Here is a 19,086-nt window from a genome sequence, read left to right on the forward strand (position 1 = left end):
GAGACAGGCCCCACCCCCGCCACACCCGCTTCGTGAGCAGGAACGGTCGGGTCCACGGCCCCCACCCGACCATTCCTGCTCACGATCGCCCGGCGATCGCCCGGTGATCGCCCGGTGATCGCGTGCGACCCCTTGCGGCCGTGCGGAACGCGATATAGCGTGACCTCCACAGACGCGATACATCGCGAGTTCCAGGAGGCAACATGGCGCAGGAGAAGTGGCTCGTCGACGAGCCCAAGGTCATCGACACCGGCATCGTGCGCACCGTGCGTGTCGGCCTCGTCGGCGGGCAGGTGGACGTCGTCGCACACGACGAACCCACGGCCCGGGTCGAGATCCACAGCGTGTCCGGCAAGCAGATGCTCATCGAGGTCGACGGCGACACCCTCACCGTCGACCACCCCCAGGTCCGGTGGGACGACCCCATCGGGTTCCTGAAGTCCTTCCGCGGCAAGGCCCACGCCGACGTCAGCATCCTGGTCCCCCGCGACGCCGGCATCACGCTCGGTGTCGTCTCGGCCGGTGCGCTGCTGTCCGGCACGAACCGCGGCGCCACCCTCAACACGGTGTCCGGCGACCTGGTCGTCGACGGCGTCGCGGGTGACGTCACGGTCAACGCCGTCTCGGGCGCCACCACGATCCGCGACCTCGACGGCGCGCTCGCGGTGCACACCGTCTCCGGCGACGTCGTGGCCACCGGCGAGATCCCGCGGTTCCAGGCCGACGGCGTCTCGGCCGACGTCGTGCTCGACCTGCACGGGGTCCCCGAGTCCGCGCGCGTCAACACGGTGTCCGGGTCGGTGAGCGTCCGCCTGGCGGACGGCGTCGCCTACAAGTGCACGGTGAACACCGCGACCGGCAAGCTGCAGTTCGACGACGCCGAGATCCGCGGAGTGCGCGGTTCGTACGTCAAGCAGGGCGGCGAGCTGTCCGGCCAGTGGCTCGACCTGCGGGTGAACTCCGTCTCCGGCGACATCGCGGTGCTGCACGCCCCGCCGGTCGCCGAGCCGACACCCCCGACGACGCCGACCACACCGACGAACGAGAGCGAGGTGCCCGAATGAGCCCCGTCTTCGCCCACGGCCACCTGCGCCTCTACCTGCTCGTCCTGCTGGCCGACCACCCGATGCACGGCTACGAGCTCATCCAGGCACTCGGCGACCGCTTCGGCGGCACCTACGTGCCGAGCGCCGGCACCGTCTACCCCCGGCTCGCGAAGCTCGAGGACGACGGCCTGGTCACGAAGACCGCCGACGGCCGCAAGACCGTCTACGCGATCACGGACGCCGGCCGTGCCGAGCTCGCGGCACGTGCCGACGAGATCGCCACGGTCGAGTCCGGCGTGAGCGACTCGGTGAAGTCGTTGGCCGACGGCGTGCGCGCCTCGGTCGGCGAGGCCATGCGCTCGCTCCGTGCCGACCTGGCCGCCGCCGCCGAGAGCCCGGCGACCGGTTCCGCCGAGGAGCCCGTGTCCGTGCCGTCGGACAGTGCCCGCGCCCTGCGCGAGCTCGAGATGGCGCTGTCGTCGTTCCGGCAGCAGGTGCGTGCGGACCTGCGCCGGCGGGCGACCCGCGGCACGCTCGGTGCGGACACCGTGACGCGTCTGCGTGACGGCCTGGAGGCCCTGCGCAAGTCGCTCTGACGGTCTGCGGCCGACAGGCGGTGGCGACCAGGGCCTCCCGGCCGTCGTCCGCACCGTCTGTCGGCCCGCCGCGTGCGGGGGGGGGGGCGCTGCCGACGCCTCAGGGAGCCGGAAGCCGCGTCGGCGGGAAGCCGGCGAACGCCTCGCCTGCCGTCAGGTCCTCCCCGTGCTCGACGCGCGCCACGGTGGTGCGGACCGCGGCCAGCTGCCGGGCCAGCCGGTCCCGCTCGTGCTCGAGCCACGTCAGGTGTGCCGTGAGCGCCGCGACGTCCTCACCCTCGTCGTCGAGCCGTCGCGCGATCTCCGGCAGCCCGAGTCCGAGCCCGCGCAGCAGCAGGATGCGCTGCAGCCGGACGAGCGCACGGTCGTCGTAGCGCCGCAGCCCACCGGCGCCGACGGCGGTGGCCGGCAGCAGTCCGACGGCCTCGTAGTGCCGAAGGGTCCGACTCGAGACACCGGCGGAACGCGCCACCTCGGTGATGGCGTGGGGAGCTTTCGCAGCTGCGTCACCCGGGCCTGTCGATGCGCTCATGCTGGCGACTGTACTGGTTGACCCCGCGTCAACAGTGAGGGGTGTACGGCACCCAGGGTGGAGCGCCCGCAGCCGACCGGGAATGTGCGGCAGGCGAACCGTGTTGACTCGCGCCCGGAACTGAGTAGGTTTGCCGCTCGTGACGAACGAGATCCGGTCGTTGAAAGCACGACTGATCGGGGATCCCCTCCCCTCTGAGAAGCTCGAAGGACAGCTCCTCCCGAAGCACCTGGCCCTGCCGATCTTCGCGAGTGACCCGCTGTCCTCTGTCGCGTACGCGCCGCAGGAACTCCTGATGATCCTGCTGCTCGGCGGCATGGCCTTCCTGACGTTCGCGCCGTGGGTCGCCGCACTCGTCGTGCTGCTGCTCGTGGTCGTCGTCGCCTCGTACCGGCAACTCATCAAGGCGTACCCGTCCGGTGGTGGCGACTACGAGGTGGCGCACCGGAACCTCGGCGAGAAGGCCGGGCTGGTCGTCGCGAGCGCGCTGCTCGTCGACTACGTGATGACGGTGGCCGTGTCGGTCGCCTCCGGTGTCGACAACATCATCTCGGCGCTCCCGATGCTCGACCACTTCCGCGTCGAGCTCGCCCTGCTGTTCGTCGTGCTGCTCGCCGCCGCCAACCTGCGGGGGGTGCGGGAGTCGAGCAAGGCCTTCGCGATCCCGACCTACCTGTTCGTGGCGAGCGTCTTCGTGATGGTCGTCACCGGGCTCGTCCGGGTCGCCGCCGGCAACGCCCCGGTCGCCGAGTCCGCGGCGTACACCGTGCAGAACGTCGAGCACACGACGCAGGCGGCGTTCATCCTGCTGCTCCTCCGCGCCTTCGCCTCGGGCTGCTCGGCCCTGACCGGCGTGGAGGCCATCGCGAACGGCGTGCAGGCGTTCCGCCGACCGAAGATCAAGAACGCGCAGGCCACCCTGGTCGCCATGGGTGGCATCGCGATCGTCCTGTTCATCGGGCTCATCACCCTGGCGCTCGTGTCGCACGTGCACTACGCCGAGCGGGCCTGCGACCTGCAGGGCTTCGCGAACTGCGCCACCACGCCGCAGCGCTCGCTCATCGCCCAGATCGCGGCCGCGACGTTCGGCAACAACTCGGTGCTGTTCTTCGTGATCCAGGCGACCACGGCGGCGGTCCTGCTCCTCGCGGCGAACACGGCCTTCAACGGGTTCCCGCTCCTCGGGTCGATCCTGGCGCGCGACTCGTACGCCCCGAAGGCGCTCTCGACCCGCGGCGACCGACTCATCTACTCGAACGGCGTCATCGTCCTGGCCCTCGTCGCCGCGGCGCTGCTCGTGGTCTACCGGGCGAACGTCACGAGCCTCATCCAGCTCTACATCATCGGTGTCTTCGTGTCGTTCACGCTCGGACAGACGGGCATGGTCGTGCACTGGACACGGCTGCTGCGGGCCGATCGGGACCGGAACGGGGCGCCCACCGCAGACGGCGAGCCACCCGTGAACCGCGGGCAGGTCGTCCGCTCCCGCACGATCAACGCGATCGGCGCCACCTTCACCCTCGTGGTGCTCGTCATCGTCACGATCACGAAGTTCACCCACGGTGCCTGGCTCGTGTTCCTGATCATGCCGGTGCTGTACGTGCTCATGCTCGGCGTGAACCGCTACTACCGCGACGTCTCGCACGAGATCGAGGCCGACGTCGAGACGAAGTTCGGCGCCACCGGGGACCACGCCATCGTCCTGGTGAACAAGCTGCAGAAGCCCGTGCTCAAGGCGCTCGACTACGCGGTCGCCGCCGAGCACGCGAGCATCGAGGCGGTCCACGTCGCGATCGACGACGCCGAGTCCCAGCGCCTGCGCGACCAGTGGGCGGAGTACGGCATCCAGGTGCCGCTGACGATCGTGCCGAGCCCGTACCGCGACATCTCGATGCCCCTGATCAAGTACATCAAGGCGCACCGGAACGAGCACGGCTCCGAGGTCGTCACCGTCTACACCCCGATCTTCATCGTCGGGCACTGGTGGGAGGGCCTGCTCCACAACCACCGCGGCCGCCGCATCCGCAAGAAGCTGCTGCTCGTGCACGGCGTCACCGTGGCCCTGGTGCCGTGGCTGCTCGACTCGTCCGAGCTGCTGTACGGCCGCCGCTCCCGCCCGCTGCCCGGCCAGGAACGCCGCGGCGAGCCCGTCCGGCCCCCGCTCCGCCGCCCCGCGCAGCCCGGTTCGTCGGCCGAGGCCGCGGCCTCGGCTTCAGCCGAAGACCGCCTGCTCCGATCCGCCGAGCGCAACAGCATCCAGCCGCGCCGCGCGACCCGTCCGGCGGGCCCCGCCGAGGGCGTCGATCCCGCGCTCTGCACGGGAGAGATCCACGCCCTCGTGCCCTCCCCGCCGCGACGGGGAGCCGACGAGTCGTAGCATGTGGCCCCATGACCATCAGTGACCTGCGGACGTTCGCCACGTTCGACGGACACGGCGGCAAGGTCTCGAAGCGCGTCGAGGTGCTCGACCACGAACCGCCGGCCGGCAGCCCGCTCGAAGGACTCGTCGCCGTGCGCGGCGAGCACCCGCTCGGCGCGCGCGACGAGCGCGCCGCCGACGAGTCCGCCGCGCTCTCCCGCGGCGTCCCGAGCGTCGGGTGGGTGGACCCGGCCGCACTCCGCGACTGGTACCGCCCGGACCGCGTCGTCCTCACCCGGCTCGAGGCGCGGCAGTCCGGCATCGAGCCCGGCGTCTACGCCGACTCCCGTGGGCGCGGTCGCGTCCGGATCGACGGCCTGGAGGCCCACCTCGCCCCCGACGGTCGACCCGCCTTCCGCGCACTGGCCGGCCCCACCGCCGAGCCCGTCGTCGACGTGCCGCTGCCGACCGACCAGGCCGTCCGCCTGGTGGCGGTGACCGCGGTCGACGAGGGACTCGAGGTCGTCACGGCCCCGGTGTCCCCGTTCCTGCAGCCCGGCGAGCACCCGGCGTACGGCGACGACGTGGTCGGGTTGCCGCCACGTCCGGCGAGCGCCCGGGTCCGGGTCACGGCGTCGGTGCTGCTCGACGGCGAGCTGCACGAGGTCGACCGGATCGACGAGCGTGCGGCGACCATCTGGATCCGGCGGGACGACCGCGTCGTGCCGATCGCCACGAGTGCCGTCGGGGCCGACCTGGTGCGGTACGCGGCGACGGCCGTGTGAGCCGCTTCGGTGCGGATGCGTGCCGTCGTGCGCGCTGGGCCGCTGAGCGGCTTCGGTTCGATGCGTGCCGTTGTGCCGCTGGGCCGCTGAGCCGCTGAGCCGCTTCGGGGGACGCCGCTGCTGCGTGTCGTGACGGGGGTGCGGCGTACCGTCGCGGACATGAGTGACGCAGACCGCGACCAGCAGCAGACCCCGGACGCACCGATCCAGGGCGAGACCCTCGGCGGCCCCCGACCCGACCCCTCCACAGACGCGAGCAAGGACCCCGAGCAGTGGGTCACCGGCGACGAGCCGATGACCGGACCGCAGCGCAGCTACCTCGACACCCTGGCCCGTGAAGCCGGCGAGGAGCTCCCCGCCGACCTCACCAAGGCGCAGGCGTCGGAGCACATCGACCGCCTCCAGCAGCAGACCGGCCGCGGCGCCGATTCCTGAGAAGCAGTCCGCCCTTCGGCGGACCGCTGGCTGGGCATGCTCTGGGCATGTTCTGGCGAAGCGCGGTCAGTCCCCTGTTCGAGGACGATCGATGACGCGTCACCGGCTACCTTCGTGGCCATGCGAACGACATCGACCTCCATCGGCCTGACCGCGCTCCGCATCGTCCTCGGGGTGGTGTTCATCGCCCACGGCGCCCAGAAGTTCGCCCAGGGCATCCCCAACGTGGTGCAGGGCTTCTCGGGCATGGGCGTTCCCCTCGCCGAGGTCGCAGCACCCCTCGTCGCCGGCCTCGAGCTCGTCGGCGGCGTCCTGCTCGTGCTCGGCGTCGCGACCCGCGTCGTCGGTGTGCTGCTGGCAGTCGACATGGTCGTCGCCGGGTTCCTTGCCCACGGCACCGCGGGCTTCTACTCGCAGGACGGCGGGTTCGAGTACGTGCTCGTGCTCGCGGTGGCCTCGCTCGCTGTCGCACTGACCGGGCCCGGGCGGTTCTCGCTCGATGCCCTGGTGCTCAAGTCGTCGCGCCGTCGTCGTGGCGTCGAGGAGCCCCTCCCTGCCTGAGCCGCGCGTCCCGGTTTCGTCTGGTGCGAGGTTCCGTTCCCGGTGAGAGCTCACGAGGCCCGCACCGGGAACGGAACCTCGCACCGTTCACGCTGCCCCTCGCACGGTGCGAGGGGCTGCAGTGCCGTTCAGCCCGCCAGCGCGTCCATGACCTGGCGGGCGATGCGTCGGCCGGCCCGGTTCGCACCGATGGTCGATGCCTGGGGACCGTAGCCGGCCAGGAACAAGCGCGGCTCCTCGGCCGACCGGCCGTCCTCGACCACCACCCCGCCCGCCGTGGTCCGCAGGTGCAGCGGCGCGAGGTGCCGCAGGTCGGCCCGGAACCCCGTCGCCCAGATCACCGCGTCGGCGTGCACGTGGGTGCCGTCTGCCCGCACCACCCCGGTCTCGTCCATCCGGGTGAACATCGGCTCGTCGCGCAGCACACCGCGGTCGATGCCGGCGCGGATCCGTCGCGACACCGGGACCCCGGTGCCGCTGACGATGCTCGGCAGGACCTCGCCGGCGCGGGCGGCACGGTCCTGTTCGTCGACGGCGGCCACCGCGGACTCGACGTCGAGCGACGCCGTCCCGGCCCAGACCATCGGGCGCCGGGTGAACCACCGGGTCGAACGGGCGACGCCGTCGAGTTCGAGCAGGAACCCGATCGCGCTCGTCCCACCGCCCACCACCACGACGTCCTGGCGGGCGAACTCGGAGGCGCTGCGGTACTCGGTCGTGTCGACCTGGCGTCCACGGAACACGTCGCGCCCCGGGTACCACGGCACGAACGGGGTGCCCCACGTGCCGGATGCGTTCACCACGACCTCGGCACGGATGCGCGTGACGGTGCCGTCGGCGCTCCGGGTCGTGACGCACAGGCCACCGTCCGCCGGAGCGTCGTCCGCCACGCCGCCGTCGCCGCCGATGCGTGAGACGGACGTCACCGTGACCGGGCGCCGCACCCGCAGGTCGTAGTGCTGCTCGAACCGCCGGTAGTACTCGCCGACGACGTCCCGCGCGGGTCGTGACCGGTCGGCATCGTCGAACTCCAGGCCCATCGCGCGCATGCCGGGCAGGTCGTGCACCCGGTGCGCCGCCCCGAGCCGCAGCGCCTCCCACCGGAACTGCCACGCCCCACCGGTGCTCGGCGCGCGGTCGAGGATCACCAGGTCGCTGCCGGGGACGAGCCCGAGGCGACGCAGGTGGTATCCCACGGAGAGCCCCGCCTGCCCCGCACCGATCACCACCACGCGGGCGTGCTGGTCGACCGGGGGCTCGAGGGGTTCCGTCATCACTTCGATTCTGCTGTGCGGGCCAGCCGTCGCGCGACGTCCAGATCGAGGTACATGGTAGAGTGATCGGCAGATTTCAAACCACGAACCGTCTGGTTCCCCGAGTGATCTTCCGTCATTCGCCAGGACCGGACCAGAGCCGAACGAGGGGGTCACGCATGGGGCGCGGCCGTCAGAAGGCGAAGCACACCAAGGTCGCCCGTGAGCTGAAGTACTTCAGCCCGCAGACGAACTACGGTGCGCTCGAGCAGGAGCTCTCCGCCGGACAACACTCCGACGAGAACTACGTCGACCGTTGGGCGGACCAGTACGGTCCGGAACCGGCGGAAGACGAAGACGAGTTCGAGACCCAGGCAGACCAGAACAAGTCCGCCTGACCTCTCTCGCAGTCACGCCGCGCAGCCTTCGGGCAGCGCGGCGTTTCCGCGTGCCCGGACACCCGTCGGCGCGCTCGGATCCCGGCCTGGAGTGGTCACGACTCACCGCGTGCACGCCGCCGAGCGGCCACAACCCGTCGGTTGCAGGCCCGCCAGGCGACGGTTCGTGACCACTCGCCGCAGGCTCCACGGCGAGCCGATAGCGCGCCCAAGCCCCGGGCTCGAGTGGTCACGACTCACCGCGTGCACGCCGCCGAGGGGTCAAGAATCGTCGGCTGCGGGCCTGCCGAGCGACGGTTCGTGACCACTCGCCGCAGGCAGAACGGCGCGGCGGCAGCACGCCACCCGGCGGGTCAGCCCGCGTAGCTCCCGACGAGCCGGACCGCGCCGCCGTCGACACCCTTGGCGCCCTGCTCGAACCCGGTCAGGTCCCGCGCGGACGTGGCGATCGTGCCGACGGGCCACGTGGGCATGCCGGCGGCACCGAGCGAGGCGATGACCTCGGCAGCAGCCCCGGCCGAGACGACGGCGAACATGCCGATGCCCAGGTTCCAGGTGCCCTCGGTGTCCTCGATCGGGGTGCCGGCCATGTCGGCCAGGACCCGGAACACCGGGAGCGGCTGCCAGGTGGAACGGTCGACCTCGACCCAGGAACCGACGGGCAGCACGCGCGCCAGGTTCGCGGCGATGCCACCACCGGTCACGTGCGAGAGCGAGTGCACCGCGCCCGGGTGCTGCTCGAGCAGCGCCAGGAGCGGTGCGGTGTACAGGCGGGTCGGCTCGAGCAGGGCTTCGCCGACGGAGACCGCGCCGCCGAACCCGACGCCGCTCAGCTCGGGCAGCTGGTCCGTGAAGCCGACACCGCGCGACGCCAGGATGTGCCGCACCAGTGAGTACCCGTTGGAGTGCAGGCCCGACGACTCGATCGCCAGGACCACGTCGCCGTCCTGCACCAGGTGCGCGCCGAGCTGTGCGTCGGCCTCGACGACACCCGTCGCCGCACCGGCCACGTCGTAGTCGTCCGGGCCGAGCAGTCCCGGGTGCTCGGCGGTCTCGCCACCGACCAGGGCGGTGCCGGTCTCCGAGCAGCCGCGGGCGATGCCGGCGACGATGTCGGCGATCCGGCCAGGCACCACGCGGCCGCACGCGATGTAGTCGGTCATGAACAGCGGCTTCGCGCCGACCACGACGATGTCGTCGACGACCATGCCGACCAGGTCCTGCCCGATGGTGTCGTGCTTGTCGATCGCCTGCGCGATGGCGACCTTGGTGCCGACGCCGTCGGTCGAGGTCGCGAGCAACGGGCGTGAGAAGTCCTTCAGGAACGAGACGTCGTAGAGCCCGGCGAACCCACCGACGCCACCGAGGACCGAGGCGTTGTGGGTGGCCGCGACCGCGGACTTCATCAGTTCGACGGCCAGGTCACCGGCAGCGGTGTCCACTCCGGCTTCGGCGTACGGGTTGGGCATGCGGAGTCCTTCGCGGTGACATGGCAGACTTGTTCGGTACCCCCCGATTCTACGGTCTGGAGCACACCCGCGAATGTGCGGCATCGTCGGCCTTGTTGCGCAGGGCCCCGCCAACCAATCCATCTACGACGCACTGCTCCTCCTGCAGCACCGCGGGCAGGACTCGACGGGCATCGCCACGGTCGAGGGTCACGTGCACCACATGCACAAGACCCGCGGCCACGTGCGTGAGGCGTTCCGCACCCGCGACATGCGTGCCCTCCTCGGCACCATGGGGCTCGGACACGTCCGCTACGCCACCAAGGGCGCCGCGACGAACGAAGAAGAAGCCCAGCCGTTCTACGTGAACGCGCCGTACGGCATCGTCCTCGTCCACAACGGCAACCTCACCAACACGCGGGAACTCACGCGTGAACTGTTTGACATCGACCGTCGCCACCTGAACACGACGAGCGACACCGAGCTCCTGGTGAACGTGCTGGCGCACGAGCTGCAGGGCCAGGTCCGCGGCGCGAACCTCGACCCGGGTCAGGTCTTCGACGCCGTCGAGCGCGTGCACGAGCGGGTCGAGGGCTCCTACGCCACGATCGCGACCATCGCCGGGCACGGGCTGCTGGCCTTCCGCGACCCGTTCGGCATCCGCCCGCTGATCCTCGGCCACAAGTTCGACGAGGCCGGGCAGCCGGAGTGGGTCGTCGCGAGCGAGTCGCTCGTGCTCGAGTCCGGCGGCTACGAGATCGTCCGCGACATCGCCCCGGGCGAGGCCGTCTTCATCGAGATGAACGGCCAGATGCACGCCCGCCAGTGCGCGAAGAACCCGCGTCTGGTGCCGTGCTCGTTCGAGTACGTCTACCTGGCGCGTCCCGACTCGGTGATGAACGGCATCTCGGTCTACGACGCGCGTCTGCGCCTCGGCAACCGTCTCGCCGACACCATCGAGCAGTACGCGCCGACCGGTGACATCGACGTGGTCATGCCGATCCCGGACTCGAGCCGTCCGGCGGCCATGCAGGTCGCCCGGAAGCTCGGCATCGAGTACCGCGAGGGCTTCTACAAGAACCGCTACGTCGGCCGCACCTTCATCATGCCGGGGCAGGCGGAGCGCAAGCGTTCGGTGCGCCAGAAGCTCAACGCGATGTCGTCCGAGTTCAAGGGCAAGAACATCCTGATCGTCGACGACTCGATCGTGCGTGGCACCACGAGCCGCGAGATCGTCGAGATGGCCCGGGCCGCCGGCGCGAACGAGGTCACGTTCACGAGCGCCGCTCCCCCTGTCCGGTTCCCGCACGTCTACGGCATCAACATGCCGACGCGTGCGGAGCTCATCGCGCACGACCGGAAGATCCCGGAGATCAACCGCGTGCTCGGCAGCGACCACCTGATCTACCAGGAGGTCGGGGACATGCGCGACGCCATCATCGAGGGCTCGGACGTCACCGACCTGGAGATGAGCTGCTTCACCGGCGAGTACGTCACGGGCACCGTGAGCCCGGAGTACCTGTCCTGGGTCGAGGCCAACCAGCTCAGCTAGGTCGCGTCCGAGACGCGACCAGACGACGGACTGGAGGTGGGCCCCACCAGCCGGTACCGGCGCACCGCGCCAGCGGGGTGACGGCCGTGCCTGGAGGGACGGTGCCAGCTGGCACCGGGCCTCCAGTCCGTTGATCGGGAGCGGCTACGGCCGCTGGTCACCGTGGTCGTCGAGCTCGCCGTCGACCGTCTCGGGCGGCAGTTCGACCTCGACGCGCTCCGCCGTCAGGCGGGCCGACCGCCGGGCGTAGACCCGGTCGAACACGACGGCGACGACCGCACCGACGAAGGCGCCGATCGTGACGCCCCACAGGCTGAAGTAGCCGACCAGGCTGCCGAAGCTGGTCTGGTCCCGCTGGCCGCCGAGGTTCATGGTGAGGGCGACCACGACGAGGGTCGCGAGGAACCCGAGCACGGCACCTCCGACGATGAACACGCCGAACTTCGGTGCACGGCGGATGGTGACCTCGTCGGGGCTGGCGACCGCGCTGGGAGCCGGTGCCGGCGTGGGGAGCGGCTGCTCGTCGGGTTGATCGGTGTTGCTCACCCGTCCATTGTCCCCCACTGTGGGACGTCCCGCGGCCTGTGCGCGGCGACCGATCCGGGAGAGGATGGACGCTACTGGTCGGTATCCCAAGCGGAGGAGGTGTGTCGGATGCGTGAACGAACCGCACCCGCCCGCCGACGCCGACCGGCCGCCCCCGCCCGCGTGGCCTGGCCCGTCGCGCAGCGCGCGGAAGAGGACCGCGCCGTCGCCGTCGTCGCCGAGCACCGGTGGAGCGTCGCGCTCGTCGGTGCCCCCGGCATCGGCAAGAGCACCGCCGCGGCGCGGGTCACCGACCGCGTCGCCGGTCGCGACGGCACCGGCCGCACGGTCGTCGTGCCGATCACGGCGGTGGCCGCGAGCCGGTCGATGCCCTTCGGCGCCGTCGCCGAGCGCTTCGGCGAGCTGCCGGCGTCCATCTCGGAGCTGTCCGACGACACCGGCGCCGAGCAGCGCTTCCGGGCGATCGAGGACCTCGTCGACCGCGACGTCCTGCTCCGCGTGGACGACGCAGACCACCTCGACGCGATCTCCGCGCGGTACGTCGCCTGGCTGGTCCGCCGGCAGGGCGCTCGGCTGGTCCTGACCTGCCGTGACTTCACGGCCCTCCCCGAGCCGCTCCGCGCGCTGTGGCAGGACGACCTGCTCGAGCGCATCGACCTGCAGCCCCTGGCGCTGCACGAGACCGCGGCGCTCGTGGCCGAGGCGCTGGGCTCGCCGCTCGAGAACGCCTCGGCCGAGCGCGTCCACCGCGCCACCGCCGGCAACCCGCTGTACCTGCGCGAGGTGGTCCGTGCGGCGCGGGTCTCCGGCGCCCTCGACCACACCGCGACCGGGTGGTACTGGCGTGGACGGGTGACCGCGTCGGACAGCCTGGCCGACATGTACCGCACCGAGCTCGGGTCGCTGCCGGAGGACCTGCGCGACGTCGTCGACATCGTCGCCCTCGCCGACCCGATCCCGCTCGCCCGCCTGCTCGGCCTGGTGACCGGCGGGGACGTCGACCGGGTCGTCGCGCTCGGCCTGGTCCGCATCGACTCGCTCGACGACGGTGCCGCGGTCGTCCGGCCGTCGCACCCGCTCGTCGGCGAGGTCATCCGGACCCTGGTGCCGGTGGCCCGGCGAACGGCACTCTTCGCGCGCGCCAACGCCTTCCGCACCGACCGGCCCGAGGGCGCACCGCCCGCCGCACGCCTGCGTGCCGCACTGTGGTCGCTCGAGTGCGGGGTGCTGCCGTCGGTCGACCAGCTGCTCGACGCGGCGCAGGTCGCCGTGCGGCTGCAGGAGCACGAGAGCGGGATCGCCCTGGCCTCGGCAGCGCTCCGCACGACGCTCACCCCCACCGAACAGGTCGCGGCGCACTGCCTCCGCTCGCTGGCGTACTCGTACTCGGACGGCCGAGAAGCCGGCCGCGCCGACGCCGAAGCCGCCTGGGGCGTGGCGAAGCGGCACGTCGGCGACGTCACCGACGAGGCCGTCATCGAAGCGTGCGAGACCCTGGCGAACATCCGCCAGTTCCACGACGACGACATCGCGGCGGCGGTCGCCCTGACCGATGCCGCCACGCGCCTGGTCGTGTCCGACGAGGCCGTCGAACGGCTCCGGCTGCTGCGGATGGCGCACCAGGGCTGGGGCGGCGACTTCGCCGAGGTCCGGGCCGAGATCGAGCGCAGCGGCATCGTGGACGCCCCGACGATGCCGATGTCGTTCCTCGCCGTCGCACCCTGCGCCGTGATGGCGTTGGCGACCGCCGGCCGACTGGACGACGCGTCCGCGCTCGGTCACCGTGCCCTGGCCACCGCCGTGGCCCACGTCGAGGCAGCGCCCTGGAGCGTCGGCGAGAACTCCTCCGTCCTGCACCAGGTGCAGATGTGGCGCGGCGACCTGGACGACCTGATCATCGAGGTGCCGGCGGGCCGGTCCAGCCCCTACCTGAAGTACGACTTCACGCTCGAGCTCATCGGTCAGGGCAACCTGGCGATCGCACAGCGCCGCTGGGACGACGCCGTCGCCGCGTTCTCGGCGGCGTGCGAGCGGTACGACATCGCCGACCACGGCGGGTTCGCTGCCTACCCCTGGGCGCGGCTGGCCCTGGCGCTCGCGTACGGCGGACGCCCGGAAGCAGCCGCCAGCGCGCTCGACCGTGCCCGGACCACCCCGCAACGGGCGATGCGCATCACCGGCGAGCAGGTCGCCGTGTCGATCGCCTGGACCGAGGCCGTGCTCGGCAACCCGGCCGGACTGCAGCACGCCGACGAGATCATCGAACGCAGCACGGCGAACGGCTCGTGGACGCACGTGATGTACGGGTACGCCCTGCACCACGCGGTCGGCATGGCGCAGGGGCGCGACTCGACCGGCTCGCTCGAGCGGATGCGCGAGGCCGCCACCCGCGTCGACGGACCGCTCGCGGCCGCGGTGATCGAGTACGCCGACGCCGTACGCGCCGGCGACCGGACGCGGGTGATCGCGGCGCAGGGACTGCTCGCGGCACATGGCATCTCCGTGACCGCGGGACACTCGAAACCGCCGCTGACGAAGCGCGAGTACGAGGTCGCCGAACTCGCCGCGCAGGGGCTGAGCAACCGGCGGATCGCGGAGTCCCTCGGGCTCTCGACGCGGACGATCGACGCGCACCTGTCGCGTGTCTTCGCGAAGTGGGACCTGCACGCGCGGTCGGAGCTCAGCGAGCTGCTCTGAGCTGCTCGGTACCCGGCACGGCCGGTTCCGCGTTCCGCGTCGGCTGTCGCGCACGCAAGAACGTTGCGGATTGCAGCACGACGCGCCGCCACGATTGACACGTTGTGTGGAACATCGCGTACCTTGGTGCCTGTCGCCGGGTTCGGACCCGTTCGGGTCGGGTCCGAATCCCGGCGACTTCAAGCTTAGGAACCCGGTCGATGCGGGCGCATCGGTAGGCACTACCTAATTCGCGCGGGAGTTCTCCGCAGGCGCTTTCGCCGCGGCGGCTCGGTGCTGGCGGATCAGTGCCGGCGGATCGGTGCCGGCGGCTCGCAGGGTCAGGCGCCGGGGGCGGGCAGCCGGACCGGCAGGAACGCCGTCAGGTCGGCGCGCGAGCCCGAGGCGCTGACGCGCGACTGCGCGACCGCCTCGGCCCAGGTCAGCTCGCCGGACGCGAGGGCGAGCCACGTGGTGGCGTCGGTCTCGACCACGTTCGGCGGCGTGCCACGGGTGTGCCGGGGTCCGGGCACGGCCTGGACGGCGGCGAAGGGCGGCACCCGAACCTCGACGCTGTTGCCCGGGACCTCGTCCGCCAGGCACTGCAACGTCCACCGAACCGCGGTCGCGACGGCCGGTCGGGCCGTCTCCCCACGACGCACCGCGGCCAGTGCCGCGCGCCCGTCGGCATCCTCGATCCTCCTGGGTGGCATCTCCACAGGCTAGCCCTCGCATCGCGGGCGGCGAGTCGGGCTGGGTAGGGTGATCGGGTGCGAATCCTCGTCCTCGGTTCCGGTGCCCGCGAGCACGCGATCATCACGGCCCTCCTCGCGGAGCATGCCGGTCACGTCATCACGGCAGCGCCCGGCAACGCCGGCATCGCCGCCGACGTCGAGACCGTCTCCCTCGACCCCACCAACGGTGCGCTCGTCGCGGAGTACGCGATCGAGAACGACGTCGAGCTCGTCGTCGTGGGCCCCGAGGCCCCGCTCATCGCCGGCGTGGCCGACCCGGTGCGCACCCGCGGCATCCCCGTGTTCGGGCCGGGCAAGGCCGCCGCACAGCTCGAGGGCTCGAAGGCGTTCGCCAAGCGGATCATGGGCGAGGCCGGTGTGCCCACCGGGCGCCCGGTCTACGCCGGCACGGCGGACGAAGCCGTCGCCGCGATCGACGAGCTCGGCGCCCCGTACGTGGTCAAGGCCGACGGGCTCGCCGCTGGCAAGGGCGTGCTCGTGACCGACGACCGCCAGGCCGCGATCGACCACGCCACCTACTGGCTCCAGCACGGGCACGTCGTGGTCGAGGAGTTCCTCGACGGCGAAGAGGTCTCGTTGTTCTTCCTGAGCGACGGGCACGACGTCCGCGCGCTCAGCCCCGCGCAGGACTACAAGCGCCTGGCCGACGGCGACCTCGGACCGAACACGGGCGGCATGGGCGCGTACTCGCCGCTGCCGTGGCTCGCCGACCGCTGGCCGTCCGAGCAGGCCTTCGTCGACGAGGTCACCGAGCTCGTCGCGCTGCCGACCGTCCGCCGCCTCGAGCACGAGGGCACGCCGTTCGTCGGACTCCTGTACTGCGGCCTCATCGTCACCGAGCAGGGCGTCCGCGTGATCGAGTTCAACGCGCGCTTCGGTGACCCGGAGACGCAGGTCGTGCTCCCCCGCCTGGCCACACCGCTCAGCGAACTCCTGCTGGCCGCCGCCACCGGGCAGCTCGGTGCCGTGCCCGCGCCCGTGTTCCGCGACGAGGTCGCCGTGACCGTCGTCCTGGCGAGCGAGGGCTACCCGGAGAACCCGCAGACCGGTCGACCGATCACCGGCATCGACGACGCGAACGCCCGCGACGGCGTCTCGGTCGCGCACGCCGCCACCGGCGTCCTCGACGACACGCTCGTCGCCACGGGTGGCCGGGTGCTCAGCGTCGTCGCGACCGGGTCGGACTTCGCCCAGGCCCGCGAGCGCGCCTACGCCGGGCTCGGCGACATCACGCTCGAGGGCGCGCAGTTCCGCACCGACATCGCCGCGAAGGTCGCGAAGTGACCGCCCCCGCGCCGATCGCCGGCTGGCGCCACGTCTCATCCGGCAAGGTCCGCGAGCTCTACGTGCCCGAGGGCACCGCCGACCTGGCGAGTGCGTCCGAGCTGCTGCTCGTCGCCTCGGACCGGGTCAGCGCGTACGACTTCGCGCTCGAGCCGCCGATCCCGGGCAAGGGAGAACTGCTGACCCGCCTGTCGCGGTTCTGGTTCACCCAGCTGAGCGACGTCCCGAACCACATCATCGGCCCGTCCTCCGGTGGCACCCCGGTGCCCGCCGAGGTCGAGGCACGCTCGATGCACGTCATGCCGCTCACGATGTTCCCCGTCGAGTGCGTCGTGCGCGGGTACCTGGTCGGCAGCGGCTGGGCCGAGTACCAGGAGACCGGCAGCGTGTGCGGCGTCGCGCTCCCCGCGGGCCTGTCCAACGGTGACCGCCTGCCGGAACCGATCTACACGCCGGCGTACAAGGCGGCCCAGGGCGAGCACGACGAGAACATCTCGTACGAGCAGACCGTCGACCTGGTCGGTGCCGAGACCGCGGCCACGCTGCGCGAGCTCTCGCTGCACGTCTACACCGAGGCCGCGGCCATCGCGCTCGAGCGGGACGTCGTCATCGCCGACACCAAGTTCGAGTTCGGGCAGGACGCCACCGGCCGGATCCGCATCGCCGACGAGGTCCTGACGAGCGACTCCAGCCGCTACTGGGACGCCCGCTCCGCCGACCGCACCGACTCGTTCGACAAGCAGATCGTGCGGGACTGGCTCAGCGCGCACTGGGACCGCCAGGGCACGCCGCCGGTGCTCCCGGACGAGATCGTCGAGCGCACGGCTGCGCGCTACGCCGAGCTGATCGAGCGCCTCGGCGCCTGACGCCGCGCCCGGCCGGCGCGTGGTGTGGCGTGGCCCGAACGGTCACGACACCCCGCTCAGGTCCGGCGAACGGTCACGAACCGTAGCCCGAGCCCCCGCCAACCGACGGTTCGTGACCACTCGGCGGCCCACGCACGACGCGTCGCGACCCCTCGCCGCTTGAGGCCCGTCGCCGGCCGGACGGTCACGACACCCCGCTCAGGTCCGGCGAACGGTCACGAACCGTCGGTCGAGGCCCCGCCAGCCGACGGTTCGCGACCACTCGGCGGCCCACGCACGACGCGTCGCGACCACTCGGCCGGCGACGACACGCCGCATGACCGGCCGACGAACCACCCGACGGTTCTCGACCGGTCAGGCCTCGAGCGCCTCGACGGCCGCGCGCGCCACGACGACGACGGTCAGGTCGTCGCCCGGGTCGTGCTCGGCAACGCGTGCGCGCACCCGCTGCAGGAACGTCTCGACGTCCGGGGACTCCCGGTACAGCGACCCCAGCTCGGACAGCGACGCGAGCGTGGAGTCCCAGAGCTCGAGCGCGCCGTCGGTCACGACGATGAGCACGTCACCGGGCCGGAGCACGAGCGACCCGGCCGCGCGGGGCATCCCGGCGGGGTGCAGCCCGATCGGCAGGTCCGACGACCGCAGGATCCGCTCGGCACCGTCGTCACGGAGCTGCAGCACGAGCCCGTGGCCGGCGTCGGCGAAGTCGAGTCGTCCGGTGGACGGGGTCAGTCGGCCGTGGAACATCGTCGCGAAGGACTCGGCACGGCTGAGCTCGGGGGCGACCTGCGCCTCGAGTTCGGCGACGGCGGTGCCCGGGTCCTGGTCGCCGCGGGCGAGCAGGCCTCCGCGGATGTTCGCGGCGAGGAGCCCGGCGGACATCCCCTTGCCCATGACGTCGGACACGGTCAGGTGGATCGAGTCCTCGCCGGAGCGGTGCCAGTCGTGGAAGTCACCGGAGACGAGCCCGTGCGGGATCGACATCCCCGTGATCCGGTACCCGGGCACCTGCACCTCGGTCGGCTGCAGGCCGTTGAGCACGGTGCGCAGGCGGTCCTCGTCGGCTCCGGCGAGCAGTTCGCGCTCCGCCCAGACGCCGAGTTCCTGCAGCAGTTCGAGCTCGTCGGTGTCGAGGGTGCGCGGCTCGGGGTCGATCAGGCAGAGGGTGCCGATCTTCAGGTCGTCGTCGCCGGCACGGAGCCCGACCCCGGCGTAGAACCGGACGTTCGGGTCACCGAGCACCATCGGCAGGTCCGCGTACCGGGCGTCCTCGCGGGCATCCGGGACGACCACGGGCCCCTGCTCACCCAGGGTCCGTCCGCAGAAGGTGTCCTGCAGCGGGATGACCGGCCCGAAGGCGTCGTCGCTCTGCTGCGACTTGATCGTCAGGGTGGTCTCGCCGGCCAGGTTGAGGAACGAGCCGGAGACCCCGAGGGCCTCGCGCGCGATGCGGGTGATCCGTTCGAACCGTTCCTCGACGCCACCGTCGACCACGTCGAGTGCCGCGATCAGGGCCGCTCGCCGGACGGCATCGGCCCCGGTCGGCGCGGGCACGGACATCGCGGTTTCCGGCTGCATGCTCCCACGGTAACGCGCTGAACGGACAGGGCCTGGCCCCAGTCCGGAGGGCGCAAGTGGTCGGGCGCGGCGGCGTACCCTGGTCGTCGTGCTCCGAGTCGTCTCCGCAACCGTCCTCGGCGTGGCCGCGCTCCTGGCCCTCGCCGGCTGTGGCGCCCACGACTCCACCGGCCAGGTGTCGGTCACGGTGTCGTCGAACGCCGCCGACCACCCCTACGAGGTCAAGGTGTTCGCCTCGACCGGCAAGCTCTCCGAGCACCAGCGGGTGTTCCCGGGCGGCACGGCCGACTTCGCGGGCGTCCCCCTCGGCAAGGTCACGGTCCGCGCCGGTGACCTCTGCCCGCAGACGACCAAGGTGTCCGACGGCACGGTCGCGACGGTGACCCTCACCACGACCGGCTGCTGACCCCGCCCGC

General features: G+C 72.0%; 18 protein-coding genes. 12 read left to right on the forward strand and 6 right to left on the reverse strand.

The window, feature by feature from the left end; all coding sequences use genetic code 11:
- Positions 1 to 203 precede the first annotated feature (203 nt).
- A complete protein-coding gene (locus tag DEJ05_RS06660; RefSeq protein WP_111029828.1) occupies positions 204 to 1,064 on the forward strand; it encodes a DUF4097 family beta strand repeat-containing protein in 861 nt (286 codons plus the stop codon).
- Positions 1,061 to 1,642 carry a PadR family transcriptional regulator gene (locus DEJ05_RS06665; protein ID WP_071405831.1) on the forward strand — a complete coding sequence of 194 codons (582 nt, stop codon included), beginning with the start codon at positions 1,061 to 1,063 and terminating at the stop codon, positions 1,640 to 1,642. The genes DEJ05_RS06660 and DEJ05_RS06665 overlap by 4 nt, the downstream gene beginning before the upstream one ends.
- Before the next feature lie 100 nt (positions 1,643 to 1,742).
- Here the strand turns inward: DEJ05_RS06665 and DEJ05_RS06670 are convergent, their stop codons facing one another.
- Positions 1,743 to 2,174: a MerR family transcriptional regulator gene (locus DEJ05_RS06670; protein WP_111029827.1), complete on the reverse strand. Its 432-nt coding sequence runs from the start codon at positions 2,172 to 2,174 to the stop codon at positions 1,743 to 1,745.
- 130 nt (positions 2,175 to 2,304) lie between these two features.
- Here DEJ05_RS06670 and DEJ05_RS06675 point away from each other — a divergent pair, with 130 nt between their 5' ends.
- The 4 genes from DEJ05_RS06675 (at position 2,305) to DEJ05_RS06690 (ending at position 6,314) form a co-directional block, all read left to right on the forward strand.
- Complete coding sequence (locus DEJ05_RS06675; RefSeq protein WP_110864325.1) at positions 2,305 to 4,551, forward strand: APC family permease; 2,247 nt, start codon at positions 2,305 to 2,307, stop codon at positions 4,549 to 4,551.
- 11 nt (positions 4,552 to 4,562) lie between these two features.
- Complete coding sequence (locus DEJ05_RS06680; RefSeq protein ID WP_111029826.1) at positions 4,563 to 5,318, forward strand: hypothetical protein; 756 nt, start codon at positions 4,563 to 4,565, stop codon at positions 5,316 to 5,318.
- Positions 5,319 to 5,477: 159 nt separating this feature from the next.
- Complete coding sequence (locus DEJ05_RS06685) at positions 5,478 to 5,753, forward strand: DUF3072 domain-containing protein (RefSeq protein ID WP_017886246.1); 276 nt, start codon at positions 5,478 to 5,480, stop codon at positions 5,751 to 5,753.
- Between the two features lie 120 nt (positions 5,754 to 5,873).
- Entirely contained in the window at positions 5,874 to 6,314 is a 441-nt protein-coding gene (locus DEJ05_RS06690) for a DoxX family protein (RefSeq protein ID WP_071405836.1), read from the forward strand.
- 128 nt (positions 6,315 to 6,442) lie between these two features.
- Here the strand turns inward: DEJ05_RS06690 and DEJ05_RS06695 are convergent, their stop codons facing one another.
- Positions 6,443 to 7,588 (reverse strand): NAD(P)-binding domain-containing protein, encoded by a 1,146-nt coding sequence (locus DEJ05_RS06695; protein ID WP_111029825.1) that lies wholly within the window; start codon positions 7,586 to 7,588, stop codon positions 6,443 to 6,445.
- 158 nt (positions 7,589 to 7,746) lie between these two features.
- On the opposite strand from DEJ05_RS06695, the gene DEJ05_RS06700 reads away from it, so the two are divergent.
- The gene (locus tag DEJ05_RS06700; protein WP_017886249.1) at positions 7,747 to 7,965 is read left to right on the forward strand and encodes a DUF3073 domain-containing protein; all 219 of its coding nucleotides are present in this window, start codon (positions 7,747 to 7,749) and stop codon (positions 7,963 to 7,965) included.
- A gap of 353 nt (positions 7,966 to 8,318) precedes the next feature.
- On the opposite strand, the gene purM is transcribed toward DEJ05_RS06700, so the two are convergent.
- Complete coding sequence (gene purM, locus DEJ05_RS06705; protein WP_111110055.1) at positions 8,319 to 9,434, reverse strand: phosphoribosylformylglycinamidine cyclo-ligase; 1,116 nt, start codon at positions 9,432 to 9,434, stop codon at positions 8,319 to 8,321.
- A 73-nt stretch (positions 9,435 to 9,507) separates the two neighbouring features.
- On the opposite strand from purM, the gene purF reads away from it, so the two are divergent.
- A complete protein-coding gene (gene purF / locus DEJ05_RS06710) occupies positions 9,508 to 10,965 on the forward strand; it encodes an amidophosphoribosyltransferase (RefSeq protein WP_027465037.1) in 1,458 nt (485 codons plus the stop codon).
- A gap of 144 nt (positions 10,966 to 11,109) precedes the next feature.
- Here purF and DEJ05_RS06715 read toward each other — a convergent pair whose 3' ends face one another.
- Positions 11,110 to 11,511 (reverse strand): hypothetical protein, encoded by a 402-nt coding sequence (locus tag DEJ05_RS06715; protein WP_110858851.1) that lies wholly within the window; start codon positions 11,509 to 11,511, stop codon positions 11,110 to 11,112.
- 108 nt (positions 11,512 to 11,619) lie between these two features.
- Here DEJ05_RS06715 and DEJ05_RS06720 point away from each other — a divergent pair, with 108 nt between their 5' ends.
- Complete coding sequence (locus DEJ05_RS06720) at positions 11,620 to 14,208, forward strand: LuxR C-terminal-related transcriptional regulator (RefSeq protein ID WP_146245034.1); 2,589 nt, start codon at positions 11,620 to 11,622, stop codon at positions 14,206 to 14,208.
- A 320-nt stretch (positions 14,209 to 14,528) separates the two neighbouring features.
- Here DEJ05_RS06720 and DEJ05_RS06725 read toward each other — a convergent pair whose 3' ends face one another.
- Positions 14,529 to 14,900 (reverse strand): sterol carrier family protein, encoded by a 372-nt coding sequence (locus DEJ05_RS06725; protein WP_071248502.1) that lies wholly within the window; start codon positions 14,898 to 14,900, stop codon positions 14,529 to 14,531.
- Between the two features lie 57 nt (positions 14,901 to 14,957).
- On the opposite strand from DEJ05_RS06725, the gene purD reads away from it, so the two are divergent.
- On the forward strand, positions 14,958 to 16,226 hold the full coding sequence (gene purD, locus DEJ05_RS06730) for a phosphoribosylamine--glycine ligase (protein ID WP_110864321.1): 1,269 nt from the start codon (positions 14,958 to 14,960) through the stop codon (positions 16,224 to 16,226).
- Complete coding sequence (locus DEJ05_RS06735; RefSeq protein WP_071248348.1) at positions 16,223 to 17,092, forward strand: phosphoribosylaminoimidazolesuccinocarboxamide synthase; 870 nt, start codon at positions 16,223 to 16,225, stop codon at positions 17,090 to 17,092. Before purD ends, DEJ05_RS06735 begins: the two co-directional genes overlap by 4 nt.
- Before the next feature lie 354 nt (positions 17,093 to 17,446).
- Here DEJ05_RS06735 and DEJ05_RS06740 read toward each other — a convergent pair whose 3' ends face one another.
- Positions 17,447 to 18,670 carry a PP2C family protein-serine/threonine phosphatase gene (locus DEJ05_RS06740; protein ID WP_111110057.1) on the reverse strand — a complete coding sequence of 408 codons (1,224 nt, stop codon included), beginning with the start codon at positions 18,668 to 18,670 and terminating at the stop codon, positions 17,447 to 17,449.
- A gap of 88 nt (positions 18,671 to 18,758) precedes the next feature.
- On the opposite strand from DEJ05_RS06740, the gene DEJ05_RS06745 reads away from it, so the two are divergent.
- The gene (locus tag DEJ05_RS06745) at positions 18,759 to 19,076 is read left to right on the forward strand and encodes a hypothetical protein (protein ID WP_111110058.1); all 318 of its coding nucleotides are present in this window, start codon (positions 18,759 to 18,761) and stop codon (positions 19,074 to 19,076) included.
- Positions 19,077 to 19,086: the final 10 nt, after the last annotated feature.

The sequence above is a fragment of the Curtobacterium sp. MCLR17_045 genome (assembly GCF_003234405.1).
Classification (GTDB): Bacteria; Actinomycetota; Actinomycetes; order Actinomycetales; family Microbacteriaceae; genus Curtobacterium; species Curtobacterium flaccumfaciens.